At 53.9% G+C, this 23,716-nt stretch carries 25 protein-coding genes; 8 read left to right on the top strand and 17 right to left on the bottom strand.

All coding sequences use genetic code 11. From position 1 onward, the window contains the following. Nucleotides 1-180: 180 nt before the first annotated feature. The 4 genes from FBR45_RS00720 to FBR45_RS00705 form a co-directional block, all read right to left on the bottom strand. Nucleotides 181-855, bottom strand: a complete 675-nt coding sequence (locus tag FBR45_RS00720) for an OmpH family outer membrane protein (protein WP_138498401.1) — start codon at nucleotides 853-855, stop codon at nucleotides 181-183. 6 nt (nucleotides 856-861) lie between these two features. After that, nucleotides 862-1,449, bottom strand: coding sequence for an OmpH family outer membrane protein (locus tag FBR45_RS00715; RefSeq protein WP_077923734.1), 588 nt, complete (start codon nucleotides 1,447-1,449; stop codon nucleotides 862-864). A 208-nt stretch (nucleotides 1,450-1,657) separates the two neighbouring features. Next, complete coding sequence (gene bamA, locus FBR45_RS00710) at nucleotides 1,658-4,255, bottom strand: outer membrane protein assembly factor BamA (RefSeq protein WP_138498399.1); 2,598 nt, start codon at nucleotides 4,253-4,255, stop codon at nucleotides 1,658-1,660. Nucleotides 4,256-4,332: 77 nt separating this feature from the next. Then, a complete protein-coding gene (locus FBR45_RS00705; RefSeq protein ID WP_138498397.1) occupies nucleotides 4,333-5,070 on the bottom strand; it encodes an isoprenyl transferase in 738 nt (245 codons plus the stop codon). Nucleotides 5,071-5,315: 245 nt separating this feature from the next. Here FBR45_RS00705 and FBR45_RS00700 point away from each other — a divergent pair, with 245 nt between their 5' ends. Next, on the top strand, nucleotides 5,316-6,278 hold the full coding sequence (locus tag FBR45_RS00700) for a fasciclin domain-containing protein (RefSeq protein ID WP_138498395.1): 963 nt from the start codon (nucleotides 5,316-5,318) through the stop codon (nucleotides 6,276-6,278). 28 nt (nucleotides 6,279-6,306) lie between these two features. Beyond that, nucleotides 6,307-7,233 carry a ribosome small subunit-dependent GTPase A gene (gene rsgA, locus FBR45_RS00695; RefSeq protein WP_138498393.1) on the top strand — a complete coding sequence of 309 codons (927 nt, stop codon included), beginning with the start codon at nucleotides 6,307-6,309 and terminating at the stop codon, nucleotides 7,231-7,233. Nucleotides 7,234-7,275: 42 nt separating this feature from the next. Here rsgA and FBR45_RS00690 read toward each other — a convergent pair whose 3' ends face one another. Genes FBR45_RS00690 through mce form a run of 5 tightly spaced genes read right to left on the bottom strand, consistent with a single transcriptional unit; the run spans nucleotide 7,276 to nucleotide 12,420 of the window. Continuing rightward, nucleotides 7,276-8,667, bottom strand: coding sequence for a cystathionine beta-synthase (locus FBR45_RS00690; protein ID WP_138498391.1), 1,392 nt, complete (start codon nucleotides 8,665-8,667; stop codon nucleotides 7,276-7,278). After that, nucleotides 8,664-9,245, bottom strand: coding sequence for a hypothetical protein (locus tag FBR45_RS00685; protein WP_138498389.1), 582 nt, complete (start codon nucleotides 9,243-9,245; stop codon nucleotides 8,664-8,666). Before FBR45_RS00685 ends, FBR45_RS00690 begins: the two co-directional genes overlap by 4 nt. Further along, a complete protein-coding gene (locus FBR45_RS00680; RefSeq protein ID WP_138498387.1) occupies nucleotides 9,242-10,312 on the bottom strand; it encodes an AAA family ATPase in 1,071 nt (356 codons plus the stop codon). Before FBR45_RS00680 ends, FBR45_RS00685 begins: the two co-directional genes overlap by 4 nt. 38 nt (nucleotides 10,313-10,350) lie before the next feature. Then, nucleotides 10,351-12,006 carry a M1 family metallopeptidase gene (locus FBR45_RS00675; RefSeq protein WP_138498385.1) on the bottom strand — a complete coding sequence of 552 codons (1,656 nt, stop codon included), beginning with the start codon at nucleotides 12,004-12,006 and terminating at the stop codon, nucleotides 10,351-10,353. Between the two features lie 6 nt (nucleotides 12,007-12,012). Further along, complete coding sequence (gene mce, locus FBR45_RS00670) at nucleotides 12,013-12,420, bottom strand: methylmalonyl-CoA epimerase (protein WP_138498384.1); 408 nt, start codon at nucleotides 12,418-12,420, stop codon at nucleotides 12,013-12,015. Nucleotides 12,421-12,573: 153 nt separating this feature from the next. Here mce and FBR45_RS00665 point away from each other — a divergent pair, with 153 nt between their 5' ends. Both FBR45_RS00665 and FBR45_RS00660 read left to right on the top strand, forming a co-directional pair. Further along, entirely contained in the window at nucleotides 12,574-12,900 is a 327-nt protein-coding gene (locus tag FBR45_RS00665) for a HesB/IscA family protein (protein ID WP_077923727.1), read from the top strand. A 144-nt stretch (nucleotides 12,901-13,044) separates the two neighbouring features. Further along, nucleotides 13,045-13,638, top strand: a complete 594-nt coding sequence (locus tag FBR45_RS00660; protein WP_138498382.1) for an acyl-CoA thioesterase — start codon at nucleotides 13,045-13,047, stop codon at nucleotides 13,636-13,638. A 32-nt stretch (nucleotides 13,639-13,670) separates the two neighbouring features. Here the strand turns inward: FBR45_RS00660 and FBR45_RS00655 are convergent, their stop codons facing one another. From FBR45_RS00655 to FBR45_RS00625, 7 genes are all read right to left on the bottom strand, one after another. Then, a complete protein-coding gene (locus FBR45_RS00655) occupies nucleotides 13,671-14,699 on the bottom strand; it encodes a methionine synthase (protein ID WP_138498380.1) in 1,029 nt (342 codons plus the stop codon). A 73-nt stretch (nucleotides 14,700-14,772) separates the two neighbouring features. Next, complete coding sequence (locus FBR45_RS00650) at nucleotides 14,773-15,141, bottom strand: nuclear transport factor 2 family protein (RefSeq protein WP_138498378.1); 369 nt, start codon at nucleotides 15,139-15,141, stop codon at nucleotides 14,773-14,775. 77 nt (nucleotides 15,142-15,218) lie between these two features. Then, the gene (locus FBR45_RS00645) at nucleotides 15,219-15,746 is read right to left on the bottom strand and encodes a GNAT family N-acetyltransferase (RefSeq protein WP_138498376.1); all 528 of its coding nucleotides are present in this window, start codon (nucleotides 15,744-15,746) and stop codon (nucleotides 15,219-15,221) included. Then, nucleotides 15,743-16,537 carry a sugar isomerase domain-containing protein gene (locus FBR45_RS00640; RefSeq protein ID WP_138498374.1) on the bottom strand — a complete coding sequence of 265 codons (795 nt, stop codon included), beginning with the start codon at nucleotides 16,535-16,537 and terminating at the stop codon, nucleotides 15,743-15,745. The genes FBR45_RS00645 and FBR45_RS00640 overlap by 4 nt, the downstream gene beginning before the upstream one ends. A 74-nt stretch (nucleotides 16,538-16,611) precedes the next feature. Next, on the bottom strand, nucleotides 16,612-17,496 hold the full coding sequence (locus tag FBR45_RS00635) for an ROK family protein (RefSeq protein ID WP_138498372.1): 885 nt from the start codon (nucleotides 17,494-17,496) through the stop codon (nucleotides 16,612-16,614). After that, nucleotides 17,493-18,275: an SDR family NAD(P)-dependent oxidoreductase gene (locus FBR45_RS00630; protein WP_138498370.1), complete on the bottom strand. Its 783-nt coding sequence runs from the start codon at nucleotides 18,273-18,275 to the stop codon at nucleotides 17,493-17,495. Before FBR45_RS00630 ends, FBR45_RS00635 begins: the two co-directional genes overlap by 4 nt. A gap of 298 nt (nucleotides 18,276-18,573) precedes the next feature. Beyond that, on the bottom strand, nucleotides 18,574-19,767 hold the full coding sequence (locus FBR45_RS00625; protein WP_138498368.1) for a Gfo/Idh/MocA family protein: 1,194 nt from the start codon (nucleotides 19,765-19,767) through the stop codon (nucleotides 18,574-18,576). 71 nt (nucleotides 19,768-19,838) lie between these two features. Between FBR45_RS00625 and pnuC the strand changes: the two genes are divergently transcribed. The 4 genes from pnuC (at nucleotide 19,839) to FBR45_RS00605 (ending at nucleotide 22,730) form a co-directional block, all read left to right on the top strand. Continuing rightward, a complete protein-coding gene (gene pnuC, locus FBR45_RS00620; protein ID WP_138498367.1) occupies nucleotides 19,839-20,516 on the top strand; it encodes a nicotinamide riboside transporter PnuC in 678 nt (225 codons plus the stop codon). A 320-nt stretch (nucleotides 20,517-20,836) separates the two neighbouring features. Next, entirely contained in the window at nucleotides 20,837-21,244 is a 408-nt protein-coding gene (locus FBR45_RS00615; RefSeq protein WP_138498364.1) for a lipocalin-like domain-containing protein, read from the top strand. A gap of 46 nt (nucleotides 21,245-21,290) precedes the next feature. Then, nucleotides 21,291-22,256, top strand: a complete 966-nt coding sequence (locus FBR45_RS00610) for an AAA family ATPase (protein WP_138498362.1) — start codon at nucleotides 21,291-21,293, stop codon at nucleotides 22,254-22,256. A 165-nt stretch (nucleotides 22,257-22,421) separates the two neighbouring features. Continuing rightward, nucleotides 22,422-22,730: an isoamylase early set domain-containing protein gene (locus FBR45_RS00605; RefSeq protein ID WP_077923716.1), complete on the top strand. Its 309-nt coding sequence runs from the start codon at nucleotides 22,422-22,424 to the stop codon at nucleotides 22,728-22,730. A 48-nt stretch (nucleotides 22,731-22,778) separates the two neighbouring features. Here FBR45_RS00605 and FBR45_RS00600 read toward each other — a convergent pair whose 3' ends face one another. Then, entirely contained in the window at nucleotides 22,779-23,714 is a 936-nt protein-coding gene (locus FBR45_RS00600; RefSeq protein ID WP_077923715.1) for a hydroxypyruvate isomerase family protein, read from the bottom strand. Between the last annotated feature and the right edge of the window lie 2 nt (nucleotides 23,715-23,716).

Genomic DNA, 23,716 nt, shown 5'->3' with positions numbered 1-23,716 from the left:
AACGTAAAAGTATCACCAGACATTTTGTTATTAGATAAAATTGATATTTTTCTTAGGTCAAACCCCTCTTTTTGAGCCTTGTATTGACTATTTCAAAGAAAAAGTCGAATAAAAAAGGCCTCTCTGATCACCAGAGAGGCCTTTTTAAAAGGTAAAAAGCGACTATATCAGCGTCAGCCTCTATTTATTTTTCTTGGGAGCCGGGGTGGTGGGTGCTGGCGTATTGGCGGCACCACTACCTGCCGTAGCTGGTTTAGCCGAAGCAGCAGCCTTAGCCGGATCGATACCCATTTTGCGCAGGACCAGTTCGGTAATGTTGTTTTCTTCCGGAGCTACCAGCAAAATAGGAATGGTATTGGCACCGGCATCCAGGTTGAAGACATAGGTATACCCATTGTCCTTAGCTACGGCGTCGATAGCTTTCTGGATTTTCTGAACGACCGGGTTTACCAGTTGCTGGTACTTGTTCTGCAGCGACTGTTCTGCCGTACGGCCAAACTCCTGAATGCGCTGCTGCAGACCCTGAAGTTCGGTTTCGCGGTCTTTCCGAATCACATCCGACATTTGGGCAGCTCCTTTTTCGTAGGCGCTATATTTGTCTTCCAGCTCCTTCTGCATCCGTTTCAGTTCATTTTCTGACTGAGTCCGCTGAATGGTCAACTGGTTTTGAATGTCTTTTGCTTCGGGCGTTTGAGCTAATACGTAATCAATGTTGGTATAGCCCAGTTTCAACGGACCGGCGGCTGGTGCGGCAGTCGTCGGCGTCGTTGTAGCGCTCTGGCCTTGTGCCTGTGCGTTCAGACCACCAACCAGAAAGGTTGCTGCGGCAAACGCCATGACGAGGTTTTTCTTCATCTCAGTTTACTTGTTTGTATTAGTCGGTTTTGTGGTTGTTTTTGCTCCAGGCGTGGTACCGGCGGTTGTTTTACCAGCAGCATCCAGGCCTAACTCTTCCATGACATAATCAGTATAGTCATGGCGCGGGTTGGTGTACAGCATGACAAAGTCAGACGCTTTGTCGAACATAAAATCCAGCTTTCTCTGCACCGCCACTTTCTCTATAGCCCGGTTTACTAACTCCATCGGCGCTTTCATGAGTTCCTTTTTCTTCTGGAAAAGCAGGCCCTCGTACCCAAACACCTTGTTGTTATACTCCCGCGCTTCGCGTTCCTTTTCACTCATGATCCGCTGCCGGTCACGTTTCATATCTTCCGTCAGCAGAATCTCTTCGGCCTGGTAAGTACGTTGCAGTTTTTCGATCTCAACGTACTTATCCTGAATGTCTTTCGACCATTTGTCGGTGAACTTGTCAATTTCAGCCAGCGCTTTCTGGTAGTCGGGCATTTTGCTAAAAATGAACTCCGTATCTACGTACCCAAACTTCTGAGCCTGCGCCGGTGTAGCCAGCCAAACGAAGGGCAAAAGTACGAAAAAAAGGGCTTTTCTCATTGCCGTTTTACTAAAATTAGCGAGGGAAGTGATTGATTTTCAGTTTCAATCTTCCGACCAGCGTCACCTGGTTGTTAGAGTCTGTTTGTTGCCAATGGTTTAACCGATGCGTTCTGTTGGCAACTGGTTTATATGGCTGCAAAAATCGAGCAACTTCCCTCAAAAGACTCGTTCATAAATTCATATAACGCTGACCACCCCCCAAATCTTATCTAAACTGCTGCCCAATTGTAAAGTGGAACTGACCCGATGCCTTGTCTTTCACGCCCGGAATCTTATCGAAGCCGTAGCCGTAGTCGATACCGATCAGGCCAAACGCAGGCATGAAAATACGAGCGCCAAAGCCAACCGAACGCTTCAGATCGAACGGGTTGTACTGCTTATAGCTGCCCCAGTTATTACCGGCTTCGAGGAAGCCCAGCACAAAGATGGTAGCCGACGGGTTAAGGGAAACCGGGTAACGCACCTCCGCAACGAACTTGTTATAAACGACCCCACCCCGGCTTCGTTCCTGAGCGGTGGTGTTCCGGTCGTAATCGGCCGTATACACGCTCCGGTCGTCGTAGCCCCGTAGACCGATGATGTCCTGCGCCAGCGCAAACTGACCCTGCCCGGCCAGACCCGATCCACCCAGTACAAACCGTTCAAACGGGCCGATATCCGTGCGCCGGTTGTAGCTGCCCAGGAAGCCCATGTGCGCGCGGGTGCTCAGCACCAGTTTACCAAAAATGGTCTGGAACCAGCTGGCGTCGAACATCCACTTATGATACTCGACCAGTTTGTAGCGGTCTTCGGGCGATGAAGCTTCTGAAGTGCTTTTGAACGCCGACCAGGGTGGTGTAAACGTACCGCTTAGCGAGAACGACGAGCCCGATCGCGGAAACTGGGGGTTATCGATGCTGTTCCGGGCCAGCGTCGTGTTCAGCGTCAGGTTGTTTGAAATACCATTGTTGTACCCAATCTGGAAAATATCCAGGTTGTTGAGGTTATACCGCTGGTAAGTAATCGAGTTACTCAGCGAGAAATAGTCATCGGGTACTTTCAGCTGACGGCCCAGACCCACCGTAAACGCCGTGTTCTGATACGAACCCGTTGGGGTCTGACCGCGCAGGGGCTGGTAATAGCTGGCCGGGTTAGTTGGATCGTAGAACGTCTGGTATACTGTATGGCTGGCGCTGAACGACAGAGCGTTGGGCTTGCGACCACCGAGCCAGGGCTCCGTAAACGACAGCGAATACACCTGATACTGACGACCATTGGCCTGGAAACGCAGCTGCACCCGTTGCCCATCACCAGCCGGCAGAGGTCGCCATGCGCTCAGGTTCGGGATATTACGGGCCGAGAAGTTGTTGAACGTCAGGCCGAGCGTACCTACGAAACCGACATAACCGCCCCAGCCACCTGACAATTCGATCTGGTCAGAGGGTTTTTCTTCAACGGTATACTCGATATCTACGGTGCCGTCATTCTGCGGTACGGGCGTGATCCCGATTTTTTCCGGGTCGAAGTAACCAAGGGTGGCCAATTCGCGCTGTGTCCGGATCAGGTTCGTTTTCGAGAACTTCTGGCCCGGCAGCGTCCGGATGGACCGCATCACCACGTGGTCGCTGGTTTTTGTGTTACCGTTCAGAACGATGCGGTTGATGCTGGCCTGCTTTCCTTCGTAGATCCGGATTTCGAGGTCGATCGAGTCGCCGTCGATGGTTTTCTCGATAGGCTGGGCGTTGTAGTACAGGTAGCCGTCGTCCATGTAGAGCGAGCTGAGGTCCTGACCGGGGTTTCCGTTCAGCTTCTTTTCCAGGTCTTCGGGGTTGTAGACGTCTCCTTTTGCTACACCGAGTACTTCGCGCAGACGCTCCGTTTTGTAGAGGTAGTTACCCGAAAAGTCGATGTTCCGGTAGTAGTACTTACGGCCTTCGTCCAGCTTGATGTTCAACGTGATCGTGTTGCCGCCGTTGTTGATGACGGTATCGTGCTCGATGGCGGCATCGCGGTAGCCGAGTTTGTTGTAGTACTCGATCAGCTTCTGCTTGTCTTCTTCGTACTTCTTGGGAACAAACTTAGACGGGCTGAACAACCGGCCAAAGCGCATCTCTTTGGTTCCTTTCATCTTGAGCCGCACCGCCGACTCATCGACTTCGGTACGACCGTCGAAGTTGATTTTGGCAATTTTAACTTTCTGCCCCTTGTCGACCAGTACGCGCATGGTGGCATTGTTACGGGCACTATCGGGGATGGTCGTAATCTTTACCTTGGTGTTCAGATACCCTTTGTCGACGAAAAACTTGCGGACGGCCAGCTGGGTGTTTTTCGTAATCGTGTTGGTTACGATCTTACCCAGGTTCAGTTTGATCTTGTCTTTCAGCTGGTCCTGCTCGCCTTTCTTAACGCCCATAAACGAGACGCGATACAGACGGGGGCGCTCCTGCACCCGGAACATCAGCGCTACTTTGCCTTCTGCCGCGTTGGTGGCAAACAACTCCACGTTGTCGAGCAGGCCCGACTCCATCAGCTTACGGACAGACGACCCGACGGCCTCGCCCGGAATCCGAATTTTGTCCCCTACTTTCAACCCGGCCAGCGATACCAGCGAGTTGGGGTCGAGGTAGCGGGTGCCGGTTACAGTTAGCCCCGTAATTTCATAATCTTGGGGGCTGGCATAGTTGAGTAAATCATCTGTCGTAACAGCAGGCGTATCGTTACGCCCAACGCCTACGCCAACACGCACCTGCGCCAGAACCGACAGATTGACTAAACTGCTAAGCAGCAGGCCGATTCCGAGGATGTACTTTATACGGTGTTTCAATTTTTTACAGTTTTCAGTATTCTGTTTACGGCAGGCGAGCACCCGCGCGGCCCGGCCATAGTCCATCATCAACGACCTTATTTGACCAGCTGCTCACTGGTTTTACCGAAACGACGTTCGCGTCGCTGGTAACTGAGTAGCGCTTCATACAGGTGCTCTTTCCGGAAGTCGGGCCAGAGCACATCGGGCATATACAACTCAGAATAAGCCAGTTGCCAGAGCATAAAGTTACTGATTCGCATTTCGCCACTGGTCCGGATCATCAGCTCCGGATCGGGGATACCGCCCGTGCTCAGATGACTGCCAAAGGTTGCTTCGTCGATGGCTTCGGGGGTCAGCTTGCCGTCGCGTACCTCAGCCGCCAGTTGCCGTACCGCTTCCAGAATCTCCCACCGACCACTGTAGCTAAGCGCCAGCACCAGGGTGAGTCCTGTATTACCCGCCGTTTCGCGCATAGCCTCGGCCAGTTCCCGGCGGCAGTCGCCCGGCAGGCTCTCGGTATGGCCAATGGTAGTCAGCCGCACGTTGTTGTCCATGAGCGTTTTGATCTCTCCTTTGATGGTATGCACCAGCAGGGTCATCAGCGCGTCGACTTCAAGTTTGGGGCGATTCCAGTTTTCGGTCGAGAACGCGTATAGAGTCAAATACTTGACACCCAGCTCGGCACAACCTTCAGTTACTTCGCGAACAGCCTTGATGGCATTCCGGTGCCCAAACACCCGGGCAGCTCCCTGCCGTTTGGCCCAACGACCGTTTCCGTCCATGATAACGGCTATGTGCTGGGGCAGATTGCTCGGGTCTATATGTTCCTTCATCCCAAATGGGGTATTTTAACAACCTTTAACAAGGCCGCGAAGATACGGAATTTTTAGCAGAAGGTCAGTGGTTTAGTGGAGTAGTGTTCAGTCTATACGACGCGAGTTGTTGCCACGGCAAACTACCGTTCGAAGATGGGCAGAAACAGCGATCTGTCGGGAACAGCCGGCCGACTGCTATCTTTAAACCATAAACCAGGGATGGCCGTTTGACTATCAACTAAGTATACACCTGCTTTTTCTTTATGAACAATTGTGCGCGTACCGGGCCTGGCCCACTGGCAATCATCACCCTGATGCTGTCGATGCTGCTGAGCAGCTGCCAGCAGAACGATACGGAAGTTGCCGTTCCTAAAACTATTACCGATCAGATCCTGGAAGACAGCCAGTTCAGCCTGCTGCGGGCCGCCATCCAGCACGCCGACGTAGGCGACGCCCTGAAGGCTGGTAACCTGACGTTGTTTGCGCCCAATGATGCAGCTTTTCAGGCTTCGGGGCTGGGCAGTGCCAGCGCCATTACAACTTTGCCTAAAGAACAGGTACGATCACTGGTCCTTTACCATACTCTTTATGCATCGGTAGCGTCATCGGCTCTGCCGCAGGGTCTGAATTCAGTAGAAACCGCCAGCCGGGGTGTGGCGTTCGTCAACAAAACAACAACAGGTACGCTTTTTATCAATAATGCGCAGGTAACCCAACCCGATCTGCCGACGGCCAACGGGCTGATTCACGTGATTGACCGGGTGTTAACGCCATCGACAGGTACGATCCTGGCCACTATCCAGGCTAATCCGAACCTGACGCTGCTCTCGGCGGCCCTCCGCCGGGTAAGCCAGGCGAATCCGACGCTGCTGACCGCGCTTAACAACTCGTCATCGACGAATCCGGTTACCATCTTTGCGCCCACGGACGCGGCCTTTCGGGCCGATGGACGATTCGGCACGCTGGCGGCTATCGAAACCGCAAATCCACAGACGCTGGCCAACGCCCTGTTGTATCATGTCGTTTCAGGAGTAGTTTTTTCTAACCAGCTGCAAACAGGCACGATCAACACGTTGCTGAACAATACCCGGCTCAATCTGGTAGTATCGACCAGCCAGATCACGGTTCGGGGCGCCCGAAACACGACGGCTGCTGTTGTTCAGACTCCAAACCTGCCCGCTACCAACGGTGTCGTTCACACGATCGATCAGGTACTACTGCCGTAAATCAACCATTTTAACGAGGAAAATACTCTTGCAGGAAGGCTTAATTATTCGCTCAACCGGTTCGTGGTACGACGTTCGCAACGTTGACGGCCATATTTATCAGGGTCGGCTTAAGGGCAAATTCAAAATCAAAGGGCTGAAAGTAACGAACCCCATTGCCGTGGGCGACCGGGTGGTATTCGACGTGGAAGACGAGGCCGAAAATACGGTCATCATCACCGACATCGTCTCGCGCGAGAACTACATCATTCGGCAATCGGTGCATAAAACAGCACACGGTCATATTCTGGCCGCCAACCTCGACCAGGCCGTTTTGCTGGCTACGCTGGCGCTTCCGCGTACGTCGCTGGGCTTCATTGACCGGTTTCTGGTATCGGCCGAGTCGTTTCGGATTCAGACCACGATTGTTTTTAACAAAAGTGATATTCTGAATGACGAAGGGCTGGCCTATCAGCAGGAAATCATGGATATGTACAGCCGTATCGGCTACCACTGCCTGTCGACTTCGGCCACCGAAGGCATAGGCGTAGATGCCTTTCGGCATCTGCTCGACCATAAAGTAACTCTGCTCTCGGGCCATTCAGGCGTTGGCAAGTCATCGCTGGTTAACGCCATTGCGCCTGATCTGAACCTGCGCACGAACGAAGTATCGACGTTTGCCAACAAAGGTGTTCACACGACGACTTTCGCCGAAATGTTCGAGATCGCGCCCGATACGTTCATCATCGATACGCCGGGCATCAAGGAGCTGGGCCTGATGGACACCTCGAAAGAAGAAATCAGCCACTACTTCCCGGAGATGCGTAACCGGCTGAACCAGTGCCGCTTCCACAACTGTCTGCATCTGAACGAACCCGGCTGCGCCATCAAGGACGCCGTCGGCGAGGGCGACATTGCAGAAAGCCGTTACATGAGTTACCTGAGCATGGTAGAAGGCGGAGATAACCGACGGTAACCGAGGAAGGGTACGCCAGGGTAGCCCTTCCTCCGGTCAGTATTAGTTGGTCATGGCGGCCAGCAGGTCGGCCTGGGTAATGATGTGAACCTGCTCTTTCTCGTCGCGAACGAGCAGGGCTTTGTTGTCGCGATCGATCAGCGACGAGAGCGCATCGACCGTATTGTCGAGTCCTACGAATTTGAATGGCTTATCCATCACTTCGCTGACCGGATGGTCTTTCACCGTTGGGTCATCGATAAGTCGGTTCAGGATTGTGCTGTCGGTCAGGCTACCCACAATATGTCCCTCCTCGTCGGTAACCGGAATCTGCGAGATGCCATATCGGTTCAGCACCTGAATAGCCTGACTTACCGACACGCCTGCGCCGATGGTCGTAAGCTGCGCCTGCCGATTGGTAGTTCCGCCGTTTTTACTGTGAACAATATCACGGGCGGTCTTGAAAGCCCGGTCTTCCAGGAAGCCGTGGTCTTTCATCCAGGCATCGTTGTAGATCTTGGCCAGGTACCGAGTGCCGTGGTCGGGTAACAGAATAACCAGCACATCGTCGTCGGTGAGGTGGTCTTTAGCCCACTCCAGCGCCCCGTGTACAGCCGTACCGCACGACCAGCCGATAAACAGCCCTTCTTCCCGCGATAATCGCCGGGCCATAATGGCGGCATCTTTATCGGTCACCTTGATAAACTGGTCAATTACATCGAAGTCTACGTTCTGCGGTAGTATGTCCTCACCAATGCCTTCGGTCAGGTAGGGGTAGATCTCGCCCGGATCGAAGATGCCGGTTTCTTTGTATTTCTTGAACACCGACCCGTAGGTATCCAGCCCGATGGTCACGAGGTTGGGGTTTTGCTCTTTCAGGAATCGGCTCGTACCGCTGATCGTACCACCCGTACCGACGCTGGCCGCAAAGTGAGTAATCCGACCGTCGGTATCGCGCCAGATTTCGGGGCCGGTCGTATCGTAGTGAGCCGCGGTGTTGGAAAGGTTATCGTACTGGTTGGGGTAGATGGAATTCGGAATGTCGTTGTGCAGCTTTTTGGCCACCGAATAATACGAACGCGGATCGTCCGGGGCTACGTTTGTCGGGCAAACGACTACCTCGGCTCCCACCGCCCGCAAAATGTCGATCTTTTCTTTCGATTGCTTGTCGGCCATCGTGAATATGCACTTATAGCCTTTGGCAATGGCCGTTAGTGCCAGTCCGAAGCCGGTATTTCCGCTCGTTCCTTCGATGATGGTCCCGCCGGGCTTCAGTGCTCCCCGCTTTTCGGCGTCTTCGATCATCCGAATGGCGATGCGATCTTTTACCGAGTTGCCGGGATTGAAATACTCGACCTTGGCCAGCACCGTTCCCCGAATGCCTTTCGTTACGTTATTCAGCTTGACCAGGGGCGTGTTGCCAATGGTGTCGACAATCGAATTGTAGTAGTTCATGTTGATGCAGTTTTGTTGTACTGGCTTAGGAAGTCAGTTACCTGTTTATGAAAATGCCTGAAGCTATCAGAGCGGGATTCTAACCAAGAAACATCCAAATCAACTAAAATGTCATTGGCAAATTCAACTTGCCTGGCAACAAGTTTTGTACCGGCATAGATGGCCTGCTTGGCCAAAGAGCGCGGTTGTGACTCCAAAGGAGTGTTCCTGCCGGGTTCTTCACGATGCCGCTTAATGTACCACAACCAGTATTCAATACACTGAACGGGAAGCATCAGGACCGCCGGATGTCCTTTGCACTTGCCTGCATAAAGGTCTAACCGAGTTGCGATCGTTGGCTTATGTTCGGTGTCTATATCACGGCCAACAAAGAGTACATCCAGACTGAGTAAGGCTCGTTGTCTCAGGGCATCTGGCAATAAAACGTCTACCTGCGTGCTATTGCCCGCCCTGAAGCGCCAGCGCTCGTTCTCATCTTCGATAAACGTGTCAGGAAACGTTTGATGCAGATATTTCTCCAGAAAGTTACGCTGGGCTTCATCCTCACCGAAAAAGCCATAGGTAATAATCAGGCTCATTTAGGTACACCTCCTAGAAATCCAACCGTCCAGGCATGGCCCAACGAATCGGTGTAATGTGGTGGCTCAATACCCAGTTCTTTACTTTTCGCCGTCTCTGGCTCAATGACATCATGCTGTAGATTCTTGACATGCGTAGCGCCTTCGTCGTCTTTGTCGAAAATGAAAACCGACTCCGGCATATCTTTAAACATATCAACCACAATTGGGCTATGGGTTGTCATGATAACCTGCACGTCTTTCTCTTCGGCCAGCTGAAAAATAAACTGAATTACTTCAAAGATCCGGCGCGGGTGAATGCCTTTCTCAGGCTCTTCAAGCAGTAATAACTTTGGCGGGTTGGGTTGGTTGATGATACAGAGTAGAGAAAGGAAATATAATGTACCTTCCGAGAGTTCATCAGCCCAGTACTTCACACCTTGGCGACTGTCGGTAAGACCAAGACGTTTGTACGTCCCAGGGCCAAACTGCTTTACTAATTCCTCATTTGAGGGTATGCTTTGGAAATTTATTTCCGTGAACTCTGGGACACATTCCTGTAAATCAGATTTAATACGGTCAAATATTTCGGGTTGATCATCTCTGATATAATCGAAGAAGGCAATTAAATTAGACGCATCAGCATTTACTTTCTGAGCACCTGTGCCCACAATGGAGGGCTGAGTAAGTTTGTTAGGGTCAGGTTTGTACAACACAATTGACCCAACCTTATCTTTCATTTTTTTAGGATCAAAATATAAGTAGCTTCCAGTGCCTTGGCCTCTTAACTCCGTTTTTTGTATTGAAGCTGTACCCGTAATAGTACAGACGAACCCTCTATCATGACTATTCTCATCAAGGTCATACAATAACGTAATCTCTATTTCTATCCCCTCTTGTTGCCGAAAAACTAAACGATCATATTCGGGTTCCTCCTGATTTGTATTGTCCTTGGCCATATACTCCAGCGCCTTCAAGAAATTCGTCTTGCCGGAGTTGTTCGGGCCGATGAGCAGATTGACTTTCTGCAGGTCGAGCGTGACGTCTTTCAGGCTCTTGAAATTCTGGATAGAAACGCGCTTCAGCATGGTTGGCGTTGGGTTGTGCCGGGTAAGTTACGGATTTACTATTTCATCTGCTCGGCCCGCATCAGGACCGTATTATCAGGGTCGATCACGACCTGAGCAGGTTGGGTGGTCAGCGGCACGGTAAAGGTCTGGGTCGGTTGATCCATGGTGAGCCGGGCCGTACGCTGAACCTCGCGGTTGCGACTGTCACGGATGCTGAACGTAAGCGGAATGGTAAAATACGAACCGGTCGACTGGGCCTGCCGCACATCAATCACCAACGCTTTGCGGGCTGCGTCGTAGCGCGATCCCCACACCAGTTCAGGATAGCCGGGCTGGTAGAGCCACTGCTGAAAAAACCGGTCCAGTTTTTTACCCGACACCCGTTCCATCACGGCCTGAAAGTCAGCACTGCGCGCATTGGCGTTCCGGTATTGAGTGTAGTAAGCCCGAATACCCCGCCAGAACGCATCGTCGCCCAGCTCGTGGCGGAGCATGTGTAGTACCCAGCCGCCTTTCTGATACGAGTTCGGGTTCAGCAGATCGTTCAGATTGGTCGTGACCGAATCGACCACCGTACCTTTCGGTTTGAGCGCTGTGTACCGAAAAATCTGCCCTTTGTTCTGGTTCAGCACCGCGTTGAGCGTGTCGCGTCCGTAGGCCTGTTCGAGGTAGAGCGCCGAGAAGTAGGTAGCAAATCCTTCGCTCAGCCACAACTGCGACCAGTCGGCCTCCGTGGCTGAATTTCCAAACCACTGGTGCGCAATTTCGTGGGCCAGCAGAGCCTCCACATCCGAATCTTTCCGGCCCACAATGACCTTTTCGTTGTAGAAAATACAGCTCGCGTTCTCCATACCGCCAAACACCGTCGTCGACTGTACGTTGGCTAGCTTCTCATAGGAGTATGGGCCGATCTGGTTGATAAAATACTGGAGAATGTCTTTCGCTGGCCGGTAATCTATAAACCCCTTCTGGCTGTCGTTGGGATACAGCCAGCTCTGGACCGGCACACCGCTTACAGCCCCTACGTCTTCAACCGCAAATCGAGCGGCTCCGATCACCATCACCTTGGTCGGTATGGGTGTATTTTCCTGCCAGCGGGTACGCTTGCGGGCCGTTCCTCGCCCAGTGGTCGGTATAGCTTCTTCGCCCAGCAGTTTCCCGTTAGCAACAACGCGATAGGTAGCGGGGGCATTGACCGTAAACGCGCAGGTTGCTTTATCGGACGGGTGATCAACAACCGGGAGCCAGTGTCGGGCATTATTGGGCCAGTTATCGCCGAAGAAGGTTCGTTCGCCGAATTTATTCCGGCTGATGATCAGCCCCTGGGCGGGCGTACCTTCGTAGCGAATGACAACTTCGGTGGGCTGATTCGGTGCCGGAGGCAGGTTAACAAACACCCGGTCGTTGCGATGGCTGAACGGCGCGGTTTTTCCGTCGGCCAGCCGAACCTCGCGAACCCGCATCCCCAGTGACGAATCGGCCTTACTGCTAACCAGATCGAACCAGACCGACTGCCGGTCGTCGGCGCGGGTAAAGCGAATCGTAGCTTCGCCCTGGATCTGATTTGTTGAGTCGCTTAGCGTCAATGAGAAGTTATAGTGTACTACATCGACTCCCGGCTGCGTATAACGGGCAGCACTGGTAACAGCCTGTCCGTGCGATAAAAGCGCCGGTATAAGCAACAGCGCAGTCCAAAACCCCTTTTTATTCATTCGTGTTTACTCCTTAATTTCCTGACAAAGTTCAACTAAAACGCCGTTGGTGCCTTTGGGATGCAGGAAACATACCCACTTGTTGTCGGCTCCGCGTTTGGGCGTTTCGTTCAGAACGGTGAAGCCTTCGGCGGCCAGTCGCTTCATTTCGGCCGCAATATCGTCTACCTCGAAGGCCAGGTGGTGAATACCTTCTCCTTTTTTATCCAGAAACTTCGCAATCGGGCTGTCGGGGCTGGTGGCTTCGAGTAGTTCGATTTTGGTCTGGTTGACCCGAAAAAACGAGGTCGTTACGCCCTCCGACTCGACGGCTTCGGCTTTATAGGGCGGTACGTTCAGCAGTTTTGTAAATAAGTCGTTGGATGCGGCCAGGTCGCGCACGGCAATGCCGATGTGTTCGAGATTGGTAAGCATGAGTAAAAGACGATTGACAGGTCAGGAATAGTATTCGATACCTGGTGGTTAATGAAACTTTACGGATTCTGCAAAAGTTACTAGGAAAGAGCGCGGCCAGCAGTCTGTCTGGCCGATGGCTGGTGTTTATTCATCATTATACATTGACTTGCCATGGTTACCGTTTCGGAAATCGCCAAAAATAAAATCATTGAGCTGCGTCAGAAAGATGGTCTTGCCGAAGATTACGCTATCCGTGTTGGCGTTCAGGGCGGAGGCTGCTCCGGTCTGATGTACGATCTTCAGTTCGACGCGACGCAACAACCGACCGATCATGTCGTCGAAGATAAAGGCATCCGGATTCTGGTTGATCGCAAGAGTTTGCTTTATCTGGCAGGCACTGAACTTGACTTTTCAGATGGGTTGAACGGCAAAGGGTTTCAGTTCAAGAACCCCAACGCGAGCCGCACCTGTGGCTGTGGCGAGAGCTTCGCGGTTTAATCGTTTCTCTTCTTTACCAGTAAAAGCCAATCTGTACGCGGGTTGGCTTTTTGTTTAGTGTGCCGGAGCGCGCTGGTCAGCCATCACTTTTCCGGTTGGTTTCGCCCCTATTTGCCTTATTCTGTACCTAACCCGATTAGCTTCATGAACTCTACCTTTGCGAATCATCCCGATGCTCGGCCTGTTAGTTACTCACGCACCACGCTGACCGAGCTGATGATCCCATCCTACGCCAATTTTGGCGGGCGCGTTCACGGCGGCATTCTGCTGTCGTTGATGGATAAAGTAGCGTATGCCTGTGCGGCTAAACATGCCGGTACCTACTGCGTTACGGTATCAGTCGATGGTGTCGACTTTCGGCAGCCGGTCGAGGTGGGCGAGCTGGTATCGCTGATGGCATCGGTCAATTACGTGGGGCGCACGTCGCTGGTTGTGGGTATCAAAGTCGTTGCCGAAAATGTAAAAACGGGTTTTGTCAAGCATACCAACACCAGCTACTTCACGATGGTCGCGAAGGACGATGCCGACAAGCCCACAACGGTGCCGCCCCTGCTGCTCGAAACCCCCGATGATGCCCGTCGTTTTCTGGAAAGCAAAAAACGAAAAGAGCTGCGGGTCACCTACAGCGAACACTTTAATAACGCCCGCAACCGCATGCTGCTCAACGAAAACATCAGCCAGCTGGATCAGGAGCGCTGCCAAATGACACACGCCTTACAGGAACAGTTACGCGGGTAGAGACAGACGCGAGGGGTCGCGTCTCTACGTTTTTACAGTTGAGCGCGTACCAGCTTGGCGCCGGCTACCATGTTGGCCAGCTTTTGTTTGGCGGCCCAGCGGGCGGTCTGGCTCAACCCGCAATCGGGGGCTACGGCCAGTTTTTCGGCCGGAACGTAGGGCAGGCACTTCCGAATGCGCTCGGCTACATCTTCCGGCGTTTCGATGTAATAGCTCTTCACATCAATGACGCCTACGGCTACATCAAATTTCTCCGCAAACCGTTCGAGCAGGTTTACTTCCGAGAAGTTCAGGATCGTCATCTCGGAATGGAGTTCATCGACGGTCATATCCAGAAAGTCGGGCAGCATGGGGGCAATGGTCTTCTTACCCACCGACCGGCCTTTGTAATTACCAAAGCAGAGGTGCATTGACAGGCGGGTCTTTCCGACACCCGGCGCTACCGTCCGGTTAAAAATATCGACAAACCGCTTCGTATCTTCCCGATAGGCATAGCACGACATCGATGGTTCATCGACGCAGATTTCCGGAACCCCCAGCGCCACCAGGTCGGCAATTTCCTGACGGACCAGCGGCAACAGGGCTTCGGTAACCTCCCAGCGGTCTTTGTACAGACTGCCCGGCAGTAACCGGCCGCTCAGCGTGTAGGGTCCCGGAATGGATACTTTCAGCCCTTGCCCGTCGGGCGCGAGTCGTTTCAGCCGCTGGTATTCTTCCACTACGCCGAGCCCGCGCGGGGCCGTGAGGGGCTCCACGATGTTGTGTTTGCCGCGCTGATCGTGGGCGGGCGGGCCGTAGCGCCGGAGTTCGGTATCGTTGTTCTGGATGCCGTTGATGTAGCCGTAGAACGACAGGTTGAAATCAAAACGAGTCTGTTCACCATCGGTGATGACATCGAGGCCCGCCGACACCTGGTCATGGATAGATGTCACAACGGCGTCTTCGATCATCTCGTTGATATCGGCCGGGCCGAACTGACTCAGGTTCTGGCTCGAAAACTCCAGCCAGCCCGGAAAAGGCATCGACCCGACAACGGTAGTTTTGATAGGAATGGGTTGCATAGGAAAAGAGAGAAAAACGATGAAAAGACAAGGGGGCAGGCCGTAGTGATTCTGTACTCACCCACGTCTTCACCTAACTGTAATCACTGATTCGGCTGATTTTGCCGTCGCTAAAGGCGAAGATAGTAACGCCCCGCAGCGTGAGCGCCTGTCCGGCTTTCAGCCCGTTGGGCAAATCGACGGCTACAATGGCGCTGTAGTCGATCTCGACCGCGGCCGTACGCTCACCGAGGGTTAGCGAACGGATGCGCTGCTCGCGGCTTCTAAAGACGCCCAGCGACTGACGGGCCAGGGCCTCGAACTCGGCTTTGCCGCTGGTAGCCGTGATGCCCGATGCGTTCGAGACGTTTTCGAATACGATCACATCGTGCAAAAGAGCCATCATGCCGGCTACGTCCATGGCGTTATAGGCCGATATGTATTGTCGAATGAGTTGCTCCATAGGTTGTTGACAACAAAGTTCGTGGCCGCGGTGGCGTATGATCGTCGCTGGAGAGGTAAGGACCGGGCCGGGTTTGTTTACTCAGCGCTACCAGTTTCCTGACCGATCAGGTACTCCCACCACAGCATGGTCTCGATACGATCGAACAGCCGAAACCCGGCTTTTTCCAGCACCCGCTGCGACGCCGTATTTTCCACATCGGTATCGGCCACAACCCGATGAACGTCGGGCTGCTGACTGGCCCAGCTGACCAGACCTTTTACTATTTCGGTCATGTAGCCACGTCGCTGAAAAGCCGGGTAGGTGCCGTATCCGATCTCGACCGTACCGGTTTCGTCGGGCTCACCCTTGAATTTGGCATCGGCTACGATCTGCTGCCGGTCGCGGTCGATGGCGATCCAGATCGTATGGTACATCGGGTCCAGTTTAGGATCGTTCAGGCGGGGTATCGTGTATTGTTTGATAATGCTGAGTAGCGGCTCGGTTACCTTGCGGTATCCTTTCTGCAAACCCAGCGCCTGCTCCAGTCGGTGCCCATCGGCTACGTGCAGCCGAAGCAGCTCCAGCGTTAATGGCAGCAGTGTCAGGCGGGCCGTCTCCATCATAGCCCGCTCACGTAGCTAGGTACGCCGACGTTTGCATACAGCCGGGCGAGCCGGTGGGCGTGTTCGTCGTAAGCACTTTCGAACAGTGAAACGGCTCGGTCGGCTCCGACCAGCACACCGGCGCTGAGTACGGTGGGCGGGTGACCTGCTTCGGTTAACAGCCGGGCTACCTCGGCTTTGATACTATTCACGATAACAGCTCCCCCTATCGTACTGCCCGGTGCTACGGGCGTGTCGAGTCCCGGTACGGTCAGCATCGCATCGCCAACGGGGGCGCCCGTGTCCAGGATAAGATCGGCGAAATCGCTGAGTTTTTTACCATCGGCCCGTTTGCTGGTACTGGCGTCTGAATGCGCTTTGGTAACGAGCGCAACAACGCGGACGCCCCGCTGCTGAAACAGCTCGGCCATTTCGATGGGAACAACGTTACAGCCGCTGGATGAGATAACGAGGGCCGAATCCTGTTCGCTCAGGTCGTAGTTACGCAGGATGCGATCGGCCAGCCCCGGCACGTTTTCGAGAAACATGGCCTGCCGCTGCCCGTTGGCCCCTACAACGAGGTTATGGAAGGTCAGCGACAGCTCAACGATGGGGTTGAAGCCGGGAAACGACCCGTAGCGCGGCCACATTTCTTCGACCATGATCCGGCTGTGGCCCGATCCGAACACATGAACCATACGCCCGGCCAGGATGGTATCGGCGTACCAGCGCGCCACCTGCTGAATTGATTCGGTTTGGGCTTCGACCGCGTCGAGAATAGCCCGGCATTTTTGAATGTACTCAACCGTCATGAGCGCAAAATACGGGGTGTACCGATAAAACTGATGTATACTAGCCCCATTACTTACAGAATGGGAGGTGCCCCTCAGTCGGCTGTACGCTGAATGGCGAAGCTGGCGGCCCCAATGGCCCCGGCCATATCACCGAAATGAGCAATTCTGACGGGGGTTGTCTGCCCGCCGGGTCGCCATTCGTGCAACCCCATAAACTCGGCCAGAGGCCTGAGCAGGTCCTCTTCGGCCTGGGTGATACCGCCCCCCAGCACGACAAGCTCGGGCGAAAACGCATTGGTGAGCGCACAGATACCGATAGCCAGATGCCGTACCGATGACAACCATACCCACTGCGCCAGATAGTCGCCCTGTTTATAGGCTTCGAGCAGCTGGTAGGTCGACGTAAACCGTCCCTGCGACCGTTTTTCGATGGTGGCATTGCCGATGGCATTTTCCAGGCTACCGGGCTGACCCGTAATGCTCAGGTCGCTTTCGGCGTTGACGGTGATGTGGCCCAGCGAGCCGGCTTTCTGCTGGTTACCCTGATACAGTTTTCCGTCGATCAGGACCCCACCGCCAACGCCCGTACCCAGCGTGAGCATCACCACATTTTTCAGCCCTTTGGCCACCCCGAAACGAGCCTCGGCCAGCAGGGCCGCGTGTGCATCATTGACAACATGCACGGGCGCCTTCAGGAAATTACCCCATAAAAAACCCTCCAGCCCATCCAGCCGACCCGGCATGAACGATATGCACTGGTTACCGGCATCGGGCAGACCGGGCGCCGACAGCCCAATGGCCAGCACTCCGGTTGTGGCAGCCTCGCGCAGTTCGGCTACCGTTTCGGCAACAGCCTGTTTCCAGTCTTTCTCACCATTGGTCGGATGATAGAGCTGTTTACCGATCTGGCCGGTCTGCATATCCATCAGCACGCCCTTGATCCAGGTGCCGCCGAGGTCGATGCCGATTGCGTTCATAGTTGTCCTTCGCTTACACTCCAGCCGCCGTCAACCGTCAGCACCTGACCGGTTGTGAAGCGCGACTGATCTGACATAAAATAAATAGCGGCTCCGTCCAGATCATCCGGCTGCCCGATACGACCACCGTCGAGGGGTTGCTTGGTTTTGGTAAAGGCCAGGATGGTATCGTCGGTAGCCGCGCGCTGCGCCATGGGTGTTTCGACCAGCGCCGGCGCCAGCACGTTGACCCGGATGTTATCATTGGCGTAATAGGCTGCTACCGACCGGGTAAACCCGATCACCCCCGATTTCATGGCCGCGTAGGCGTGGGTGCCAAAATGAACCGGCGAGGGATGCGACCCCAGCACCGACCCCATGTTCAGGATAGTACCACCCGACTGCTGCGCCCGGAACGCCCGTACGGCAGCCTGATTCGACAGCATCAGCGAGGTGAGGTTCAGATTGACGGTATAATGCCACCCATCGAGGGTCAGTTCGTGCAGGGGGCCATCGCCAAACCGACGTCCGGAACCGCCCGCTACGTGATACAATCCATCAAAACCACCAAAAATCTGCTGACAAAGGGCAATGGCTTTCGGGGCCGTTTGCGGGTCCGACGCATCGCCCGACATCGCCAGTCCGTTCCCGTCGAGCTGTTTTTCGGCAGCCGCACAGCTGTCGGGATTACGACCTACCACAACGACCTGCGCTCCTTCCTGAACAAACGCGAGGGCCGCCGACAGGCCCATGCCCGTTGTACCGCCCACCACTACAATTCGCTTATTTTCTAACCACATTGAGATTCGACGTTGTGCTTGTTGATTTAAGGCCTGCAAGAAACAAAATTGATCGGCTACTGCCAATCTTTGCCTTCATGGCCGGGCTTATTCAACCCCAGGCGGATCGCCAACGTTTGTTATCTTTAACCAAACCCCGTTCGTTATGGAGACCAATCAGACCGATATTATCGAAGCATACCAGCATGAAGACATCCCGTCGCTGAACCACTCTAAACTAACTCAAAGGCTACGCGTTGCCCTCGACCGGTATGTCCCCTGAAGACAAGGGCGCTGACCAGGGCCAGCGCCCCATTCCTCAGGCCAGATCGCGTTCTACGATTTTACCGCCTGCTTTTTCTTTCAGAATAACCTTATGCCGCCCGTCATGGGTGATTTCTTCCTTGATCAGGTAGTGGTCGGCGTCGTACTCCGTCAGCGTCGTCTGCTGCGACAAGCCTTCCTGACCGCGCCATACGGGTAGTTGCACCGGCTCCCACTGCTTCGTTTCGGCCGATTTATAGGCGGCATCCAGTATCGCATTCACGACATAGCCGTCGTAAAACGTTTCGGCGGGGTCGCGTCCTTCTTCGGCTGCGCTGAACATATCGGCAAACATGTGATTATAACCCAGGTCGTTTACCTCGTCGCCAACGGGAAACAGCCAGCCCGCGTTACTCTCGGCTTTCTCGGCTACGTAGTCGGCGGCTTTGCCGGTCGTGAACATCTCAAAGCCGGTCCGCAGAAAATTATTGATCCAGATGGTGCCCTCGGTGCCCATCACTTCGTCGCGCAGGTCCATACCGCCCCGGAATGTCCAGCTCACTTCGAACTGCCCGATGGCCCCATTCTCGTACTTCACCAGCGCGATGGCGTGGTCTTCGGCATCGATGGGTTTCACCTGCGTAGCGGCCCAGCACATCACCTCAACCGGCCGAACCTCTTTACCGATGAAGTTGCGCGCAATCTCTACGCAATGACAACCCAGATCGAGCATGCAGCCGCCCCCGGCCTGTTCCTTGTCCCAGAACCAGTTGGAGTGCGGACCGGGGTGCGTCTCGCGTGATTTGGCCCACAGGATGCGGCCCAGTGCCCCGTTCTTTACCGTATCGAGTGCCTTCAGGAACTTGGGTGAATAGCACAGGTCTTCCAGATACCCCCCAAAAATACCGGCTTCTTCAACCAGCTTCATCATCTGCAGAGCCTCTTCGGCGGTACGCCCCAGGGGTTTGGTGCAGACAACGTTCTTTTTGTGTTTGGCACATAACGCAACAGCGGGCGCATGCAGGTTATTGGGCAACGCAATACAGACCATCGTCACGTCCGGATGCGCGATTACCTCCTCCATGTTTGTCGACAGGAACGAGCAGCCGTAGTCATCGGCAAATTTCTGGGCGGTTTCCTCACGACGAGCGTAGATAGCCACCACTTTGTCGCGGCTGCGCTGGCCGTGAAGGGAGTCGGCATAGAAGCGACCAATGAAGCCGCCCCCGAGCATAGCAATTTTTTGCATGAGTCCGAAAAGGGTTTTAAGCGTACTTTCGTCTTTCTAAACGCCGAAACATCCGCTGATTACTTGCCCGAATGCCTGACTTTTTTGACATCGACACGCTTTTCTTTACGCTTTGGGGTTACCCCATGAGTTATCTGGAGTTCTTCGGCGTCGTGAGCGGGGGGGTAGCAGTATGGTTATCGGCGCGGGCCCATGTCTGGAGCTGGCCCATCGGTGCGGTCAGTGTGGTGCTGTTCTTTTTTCTGTTTTACCAGATTCAGCTCTACCCCGACATGTTTCTGCAGGTGTTTTTTCTGATCACGAACCTGCAGGGCTGGTGGCGCTGGAAACACCCAAAACCCGACGAAGCCAACCAGCACCAGGAGCTGCGGATTACCCGTATGCCCGCGCGTCGGTTTGCCGTTTGGGCCCTGGCGGCTGGCGTCGCTACCCTACTGCTCGGTACCTTCGCCAGCCATCTGCACGCCTGGTTTCCCGTGCTGTTCAGCCAGCCCAGCGCCTTTCCCTACGTCGACTCGTTTACGACCGTAATGAGCATTCTGGCTACGTTTCTGATGATCGAAAAGCGGGTCGAATGCTGGTACGTCTGGCTGCTGGTCGACGCTATCCTGACCTACATCTACTTCGTAAAAGGGGTCAAACTGGTAGCGGCCGAGTACTTCCTGTTTTGCTTCGTCGCCCTGTTCGGCGCCTGGAACTGGACCCGCGAATACCGCGGCTACGACCCGCCTAAACCGCTGCGCCCCTGACCGTTACAACGCTTTATCATCCAACCGGGTCTGGTTAATCCGGGGCATCGGTTTATAATTTAATGGCCCGGGTTGAAATCCGACGAATCTATATAAAAATGCCCGGCATGAATGCCGGGTCTATTCATGGGTTTAGCTCAATACAAATCCGGGCCTGTTCTGACCATGAATAGACCCGGGTTTCAACCCGGGGAAATCGGTATACAAAATACCCGGCATTCATGCCAGGGCCTATTCATTTATTTCCCTCAATCCCAATCCGGGCCTGTTCTGACCATGAATAGGCCCTTCAACCCGGGAAACTTAAAACACCCAACCGTATGAAATCGTATCTCTACCTCATCCTGCTTGGTTTTGGCCTCGCCTGTTCAACCGACAACCCCGACCCGGCTGATCAACTCGCCGGCACCTGGCGACTCATCACTTACTGCAAACCCGCTACCAGCTCGACCTGTACAACGGTCAACATACCGTCGGGCAAGGGCGTATTTATTACCTTTGACCGCAACGGGGCCTTTACCGAGTTTTACGAGAATACGATCCCCGTCGAATACGGGTTTCTGGGCTGCGGCCCCGGTCGTTATGCGGTAGAGGGCAGTGACGTTCGCATTATAGCCGGTTGCATGTCGTCGTCGAACGGGCGGTTGATGCCGTTTACGTTTCTGGCCAGTAACCGCATCGTCATTCGGCCGTTTAGCACCGGCGATTACGTATTTGTCCGGCAGTAAAACGGGCGTACCCACCAACAGAACTAGATCATTTGCATCAGTAGGTATGACAACCGGACTGGTTTTCGGCAAGTTTATGCCGGTTCATACAGGGCATCTGGCACTCATCGACTTTGCCCGCCAGCAGTGCGACCGGCTCATTGTGTCGATGAGCTACACGGATGCGGACCCGATCGCGCCCGAGCAACGGCTGGCCTGGCTCACCGAGCTGCTGGCCCCCTACCCAACCATCGAGGTAGTAGCTGAAGCCGACGACTTCCACGACCCAACGCTGCCACTCCCTGAAGCGACGAAGCTATGGGCGGCTTTTATCAAACGTCGGTTTCCGCCGGTCAGCGTTTTCTTTGCTTCCGAAGCCTATGGGCTCCCCCTGGCCTATCACAGCGGCCTTCGCTACGTCTCGTTCGATCCGGCACGGCAGCAGGTTCCGGTATCAGCCACTCAGATCCGACAAAATCCGGCCCGCTTCTGGGACTATCTGCCGACCGTAGTGCGCCCGTACTTTGTCCGGAAAATTTGCCTGTATGGTCCCGAGAGCGTCGGAAAAACGACCACCGCCCGGCAGCTGGCACTGGAGTTCAATACTACGTTTGTACCCGAAGTAGCCCGCGATCTGATTACCTCCAACGAGTTTACAGCCGACGATATCATCCGAATTGGTTATGCGCAGACGGCAGCGGTTCAAGCCGCTGAACAACAGGCTAACCGAATCCTTTTCTGCGACACCGACCTGATTACGACCCAGATCTATTCGGATATCTACCTGCATCAGATACCCCCCGTTCTCTACGAACTCGAAAGGCAGGTACATTACGATGCGTACGTACTGCTCGACATCGATGTACCCTGGGTGGCCGACGGGCTCCGCGACCTGGGGCACCGGCGCGTTGATATGATGAACCGGTTTCGGGCAGAGTTAGACCGGCGGCAATTGGCTTACAAGATCGTAAGCGGCTCGTTCACAGCGCGCTTCCAGACGATTCGTGAACTGGCCAATAATCTACTGAACTGATGAATCAGTCTGCCTCATAAATCAATCTGCGTATTTAGTAGATAAATATAAATCTAAAAAAGATAAATAGTACTATTAAAAGAATATTAATGCTTAACCTACTGATAATTATTATCTTAGTTTTTTTGTGATATAATTTTGCGTTAAACCAAACAATGATCTACTATGGCAGTTGCCAAACAGTTTCTAAAAAGTAAGCCTATTGCAAAAGTAACGTTTGAATTGCCCGCCGAAGCCGTCAATGGTGCCAAAACGGTCGCCCTGGCCGGTGAATTCAACAACTGGGACCCTGCTGCTCAGGTGCTGAAGAAACAAAAAGATGGTTCGTACAAAACCACGGTCGAACTGCCCGTTGGTGGCGAATATCAATTCCGTTACATCCTCGATGGCACGAAATGGGAAAACGACTGGGCTGCTGACAAATACGTTGCCAGCGGTATTGCGGGTGAAGAGAACTCGGTAGTAGTCTTGTAAAGAGCTAACAAAAAAGGGCTGCCAGCGCAGCCTTTTTTTGTTTTCAGCCTAGATGGTAAAGCTGTCTGATTCGAGATACGCTTTGATTAGTGCGGCTTCTCCATCTTTACCCGGCATGGAGTTGCCGTGTTCCATACCGAAGATAAACTCCTTGTTTTCGGCCTTTGCTTTGCGGTAAATGTGTTTGAAAATGTTTTTGTAGTTGATCTCGCCGGTGGTCGGTTCTTTCCGGCCGGGGTTATCACCAATCTGGAAGTAGGCAATCTCTTTCCAGCACCAGTCGATATGCGGAATGATATGTCCTTCGTTTTTCTGCATGTGGTAAATGTCGAACAGGATCTTACACGACGGGCTGTTGACTCCCCGGCAAATTTCATACGTCTGGTCTGACGTGCGCAGGAATAGATTGGGCGAGTCGCTCAGGGGTTCCAGCACCATGACCAAACCGGCCGGCTCCAGAATTTCTGCCCCCCGGCGCAACGCGTCGATGACGTGGCCGGTCTGAATACCGATGGGCAGGTTCCGCTCAAAATCGCCGGGCACAACGGTCGTAAATTTGGCGTTGACGCGCTTGGCCGTTTCGACCGCCCGCCGGCAGCCATTCAGGAAAATATCGATATACTCCGGTTTGCCAGCTGCCAGCGTATTCTGCGAGTTTCCGCCTTTGTCGAGTACGAATACGCCCATGGTCATACCCAGCCGGGCCATCTCTTTGCCCATCTTCTCCTGCATGGCCACGTCGCGCCCCATCATGCCGTTGTCCTCAAGGGCGGTAAACCCCATATCGGCCATGAACTTAAGCTGATCGATGGGGTCTTTACCGGCGCTGTTCTCGAACATGCCGATATGAGGAGCGTATTTGAGTTTGAATGAGTTCTTGGCCAGTAGTGCGGGTTGCGAATGCCAGTTGCCGGCTACAGCTTCTCCGGAAAAAGCGGCCCCTGCCACTCCCAGCGTCGATTTGACAAAATTGCGTCGTTGCATAA

This window comes from Spirosoma lacussanchae, from assembly GCF_005870035.1.
GTDB classification, from domain to species: domain Bacteria; phylum Bacteroidota; class Bacteroidia; order Cytophagales; family Spirosomataceae; genus Spirosoma; species Spirosoma lacussanchae.
The sequence above is the reverse complement of the archived record's forward strand: the minus strand, read 5'-3'. Positions and strand labels throughout refer to the sequence as shown.

Coding starts and splice junctions, on each gene's coding strand:
- FBR45_RS00720 (WP_138498401.1), bottom strand. CDS start 855: ATGAAGAAAAACCTCGTCATGGCGTTTGCCGCAGCAACCTTTCTGGTT.
- FBR45_RS00715 (WP_077923734.1), bottom strand. CDS start 1,449: ATGAGAAAAGCCCTTTTTTTCGTACTTTTGCCCTTCGTTTGGCTGGCT.
- FBR45_RS00705 (WP_138498397.1), bottom strand. CDS start 5,070: ATGAAGGAACATATAGACCCGAGCAATCTGCCCCAGCACATAGCCGTT.
- FBR45_RS00700 (WP_138498395.1), top strand. CDS start 5,316: ATGAACAATTGTGCGCGTACCGGGCCTGGCCCACTGGCAATCATCACC.
- FBR45_RS00690 (WP_138498391.1), bottom strand. CDS start 8,667: ATGAACTACTACAATTCGATTGTCGACACCATTGGCAACACGCCCCTG.
- FBR45_RS00685 (WP_138498389.1), bottom strand. CDS start 9,245: ATGAGCCTGATTATTACCTATGGCTTTTTCGGTGAGGATGAAGCCCAG.
- FBR45_RS00680 (WP_138498387.1), bottom strand. CDS start 10,312: ATGCTGAAGCGCGTTTCTATCCAGAATTTCAAGAGCCTGAAAGACGTC.
- FBR45_RS00675 (WP_138498385.1), bottom strand. CDS start 12,006: ATGAATAAAAAGGGGTTTTGGACTGCGCTGTTGCTTATACCGGCGCTT.
- mce (WP_138498384.1), bottom strand. CDS start 12,420: ATGCTTACCAATCTCGAACACATCGGCATTGCCGTGCGCGACCTGGCC.
- FBR45_RS00665 (WP_077923727.1), top strand. CDS start 12,574: ATGGTTACCGTTTCGGAAATCGCCAAAAATAAAATCATTGAGCTGCGT.
- FBR45_RS00660 (WP_138498382.1), top strand. CDS start 13,045: ATGAACTCTACCTTTGCGAATCATCCCGATGCTCGGCCTGTTAGTTAC.
- FBR45_RS00655 (WP_138498380.1), bottom strand. CDS start 14,699: ATGCAACCCATTCCTATCAAAACTACCGTTGTCGGGTCGATGCCTTTT.
- FBR45_RS00650 (WP_138498378.1), bottom strand. CDS start 15,141: ATGGAGCAACTCATTCGACAATACATATCGGCCTATAACGCCATGGAC.
- FBR45_RS00645 (WP_138498376.1), bottom strand. CDS start 15,746: ATGATGGAGACGGCCCGCCTGACACTGCTGCCATTAACGCTGGAGCTG.
- FBR45_RS00640 (WP_138498374.1), bottom strand. CDS start 16,537: ATGACGGTTGAGTACATTCAAAAATGCCGGGCTATTCTCGACGCGGTC.
- FBR45_RS00635 (WP_138498372.1), bottom strand. CDS start 17,496: ATGAACGCAATCGGCATCGACCTCGGCGGCACCTGGATCAAGGGCGTG.
- FBR45_RS00630 (WP_138498370.1), bottom strand. CDS start 18,275: ATGTGGTTAGAAAATAAGCGAATTGTAGTGGTGGGCGGTACAACGGGC.
- FBR45_RS00625 (WP_138498368.1), bottom strand. CDS start 19,767: ATGCAAAAAATTGCTATGCTCGGGGGCGGCTTCATTGGTCGCTTCTAT.
- pnuC (WP_138498367.1), top strand. CDS start 19,839: ATGCCTGACTTTTTTGACATCGACACGCTTTTCTTTACGCTTTGGGGT.
- FBR45_RS00615 (WP_138498364.1), top strand. CDS start 20,837: ATGAAATCGTATCTCTACCTCATCCTGCTTGGTTTTGGCCTCGCCTGT.
- FBR45_RS00610 (WP_138498362.1), top strand. CDS start 21,291: ATGACAACCGGACTGGTTTTCGGCAAGTTTATGCCGGTTCATACAGGG.
- FBR45_RS00605 (WP_077923716.1), top strand. CDS start 22,422: ATGGCAGTTGCCAAACAGTTTCTAAAAAGTAAGCCTATTGCAAAAGTA.
- FBR45_RS00600 (WP_077923715.1), bottom strand. CDS start 23,714: ATGCAACGACGCAATTTTGTCAAATCGACGCTGGGAGTGGCAGGGGCC.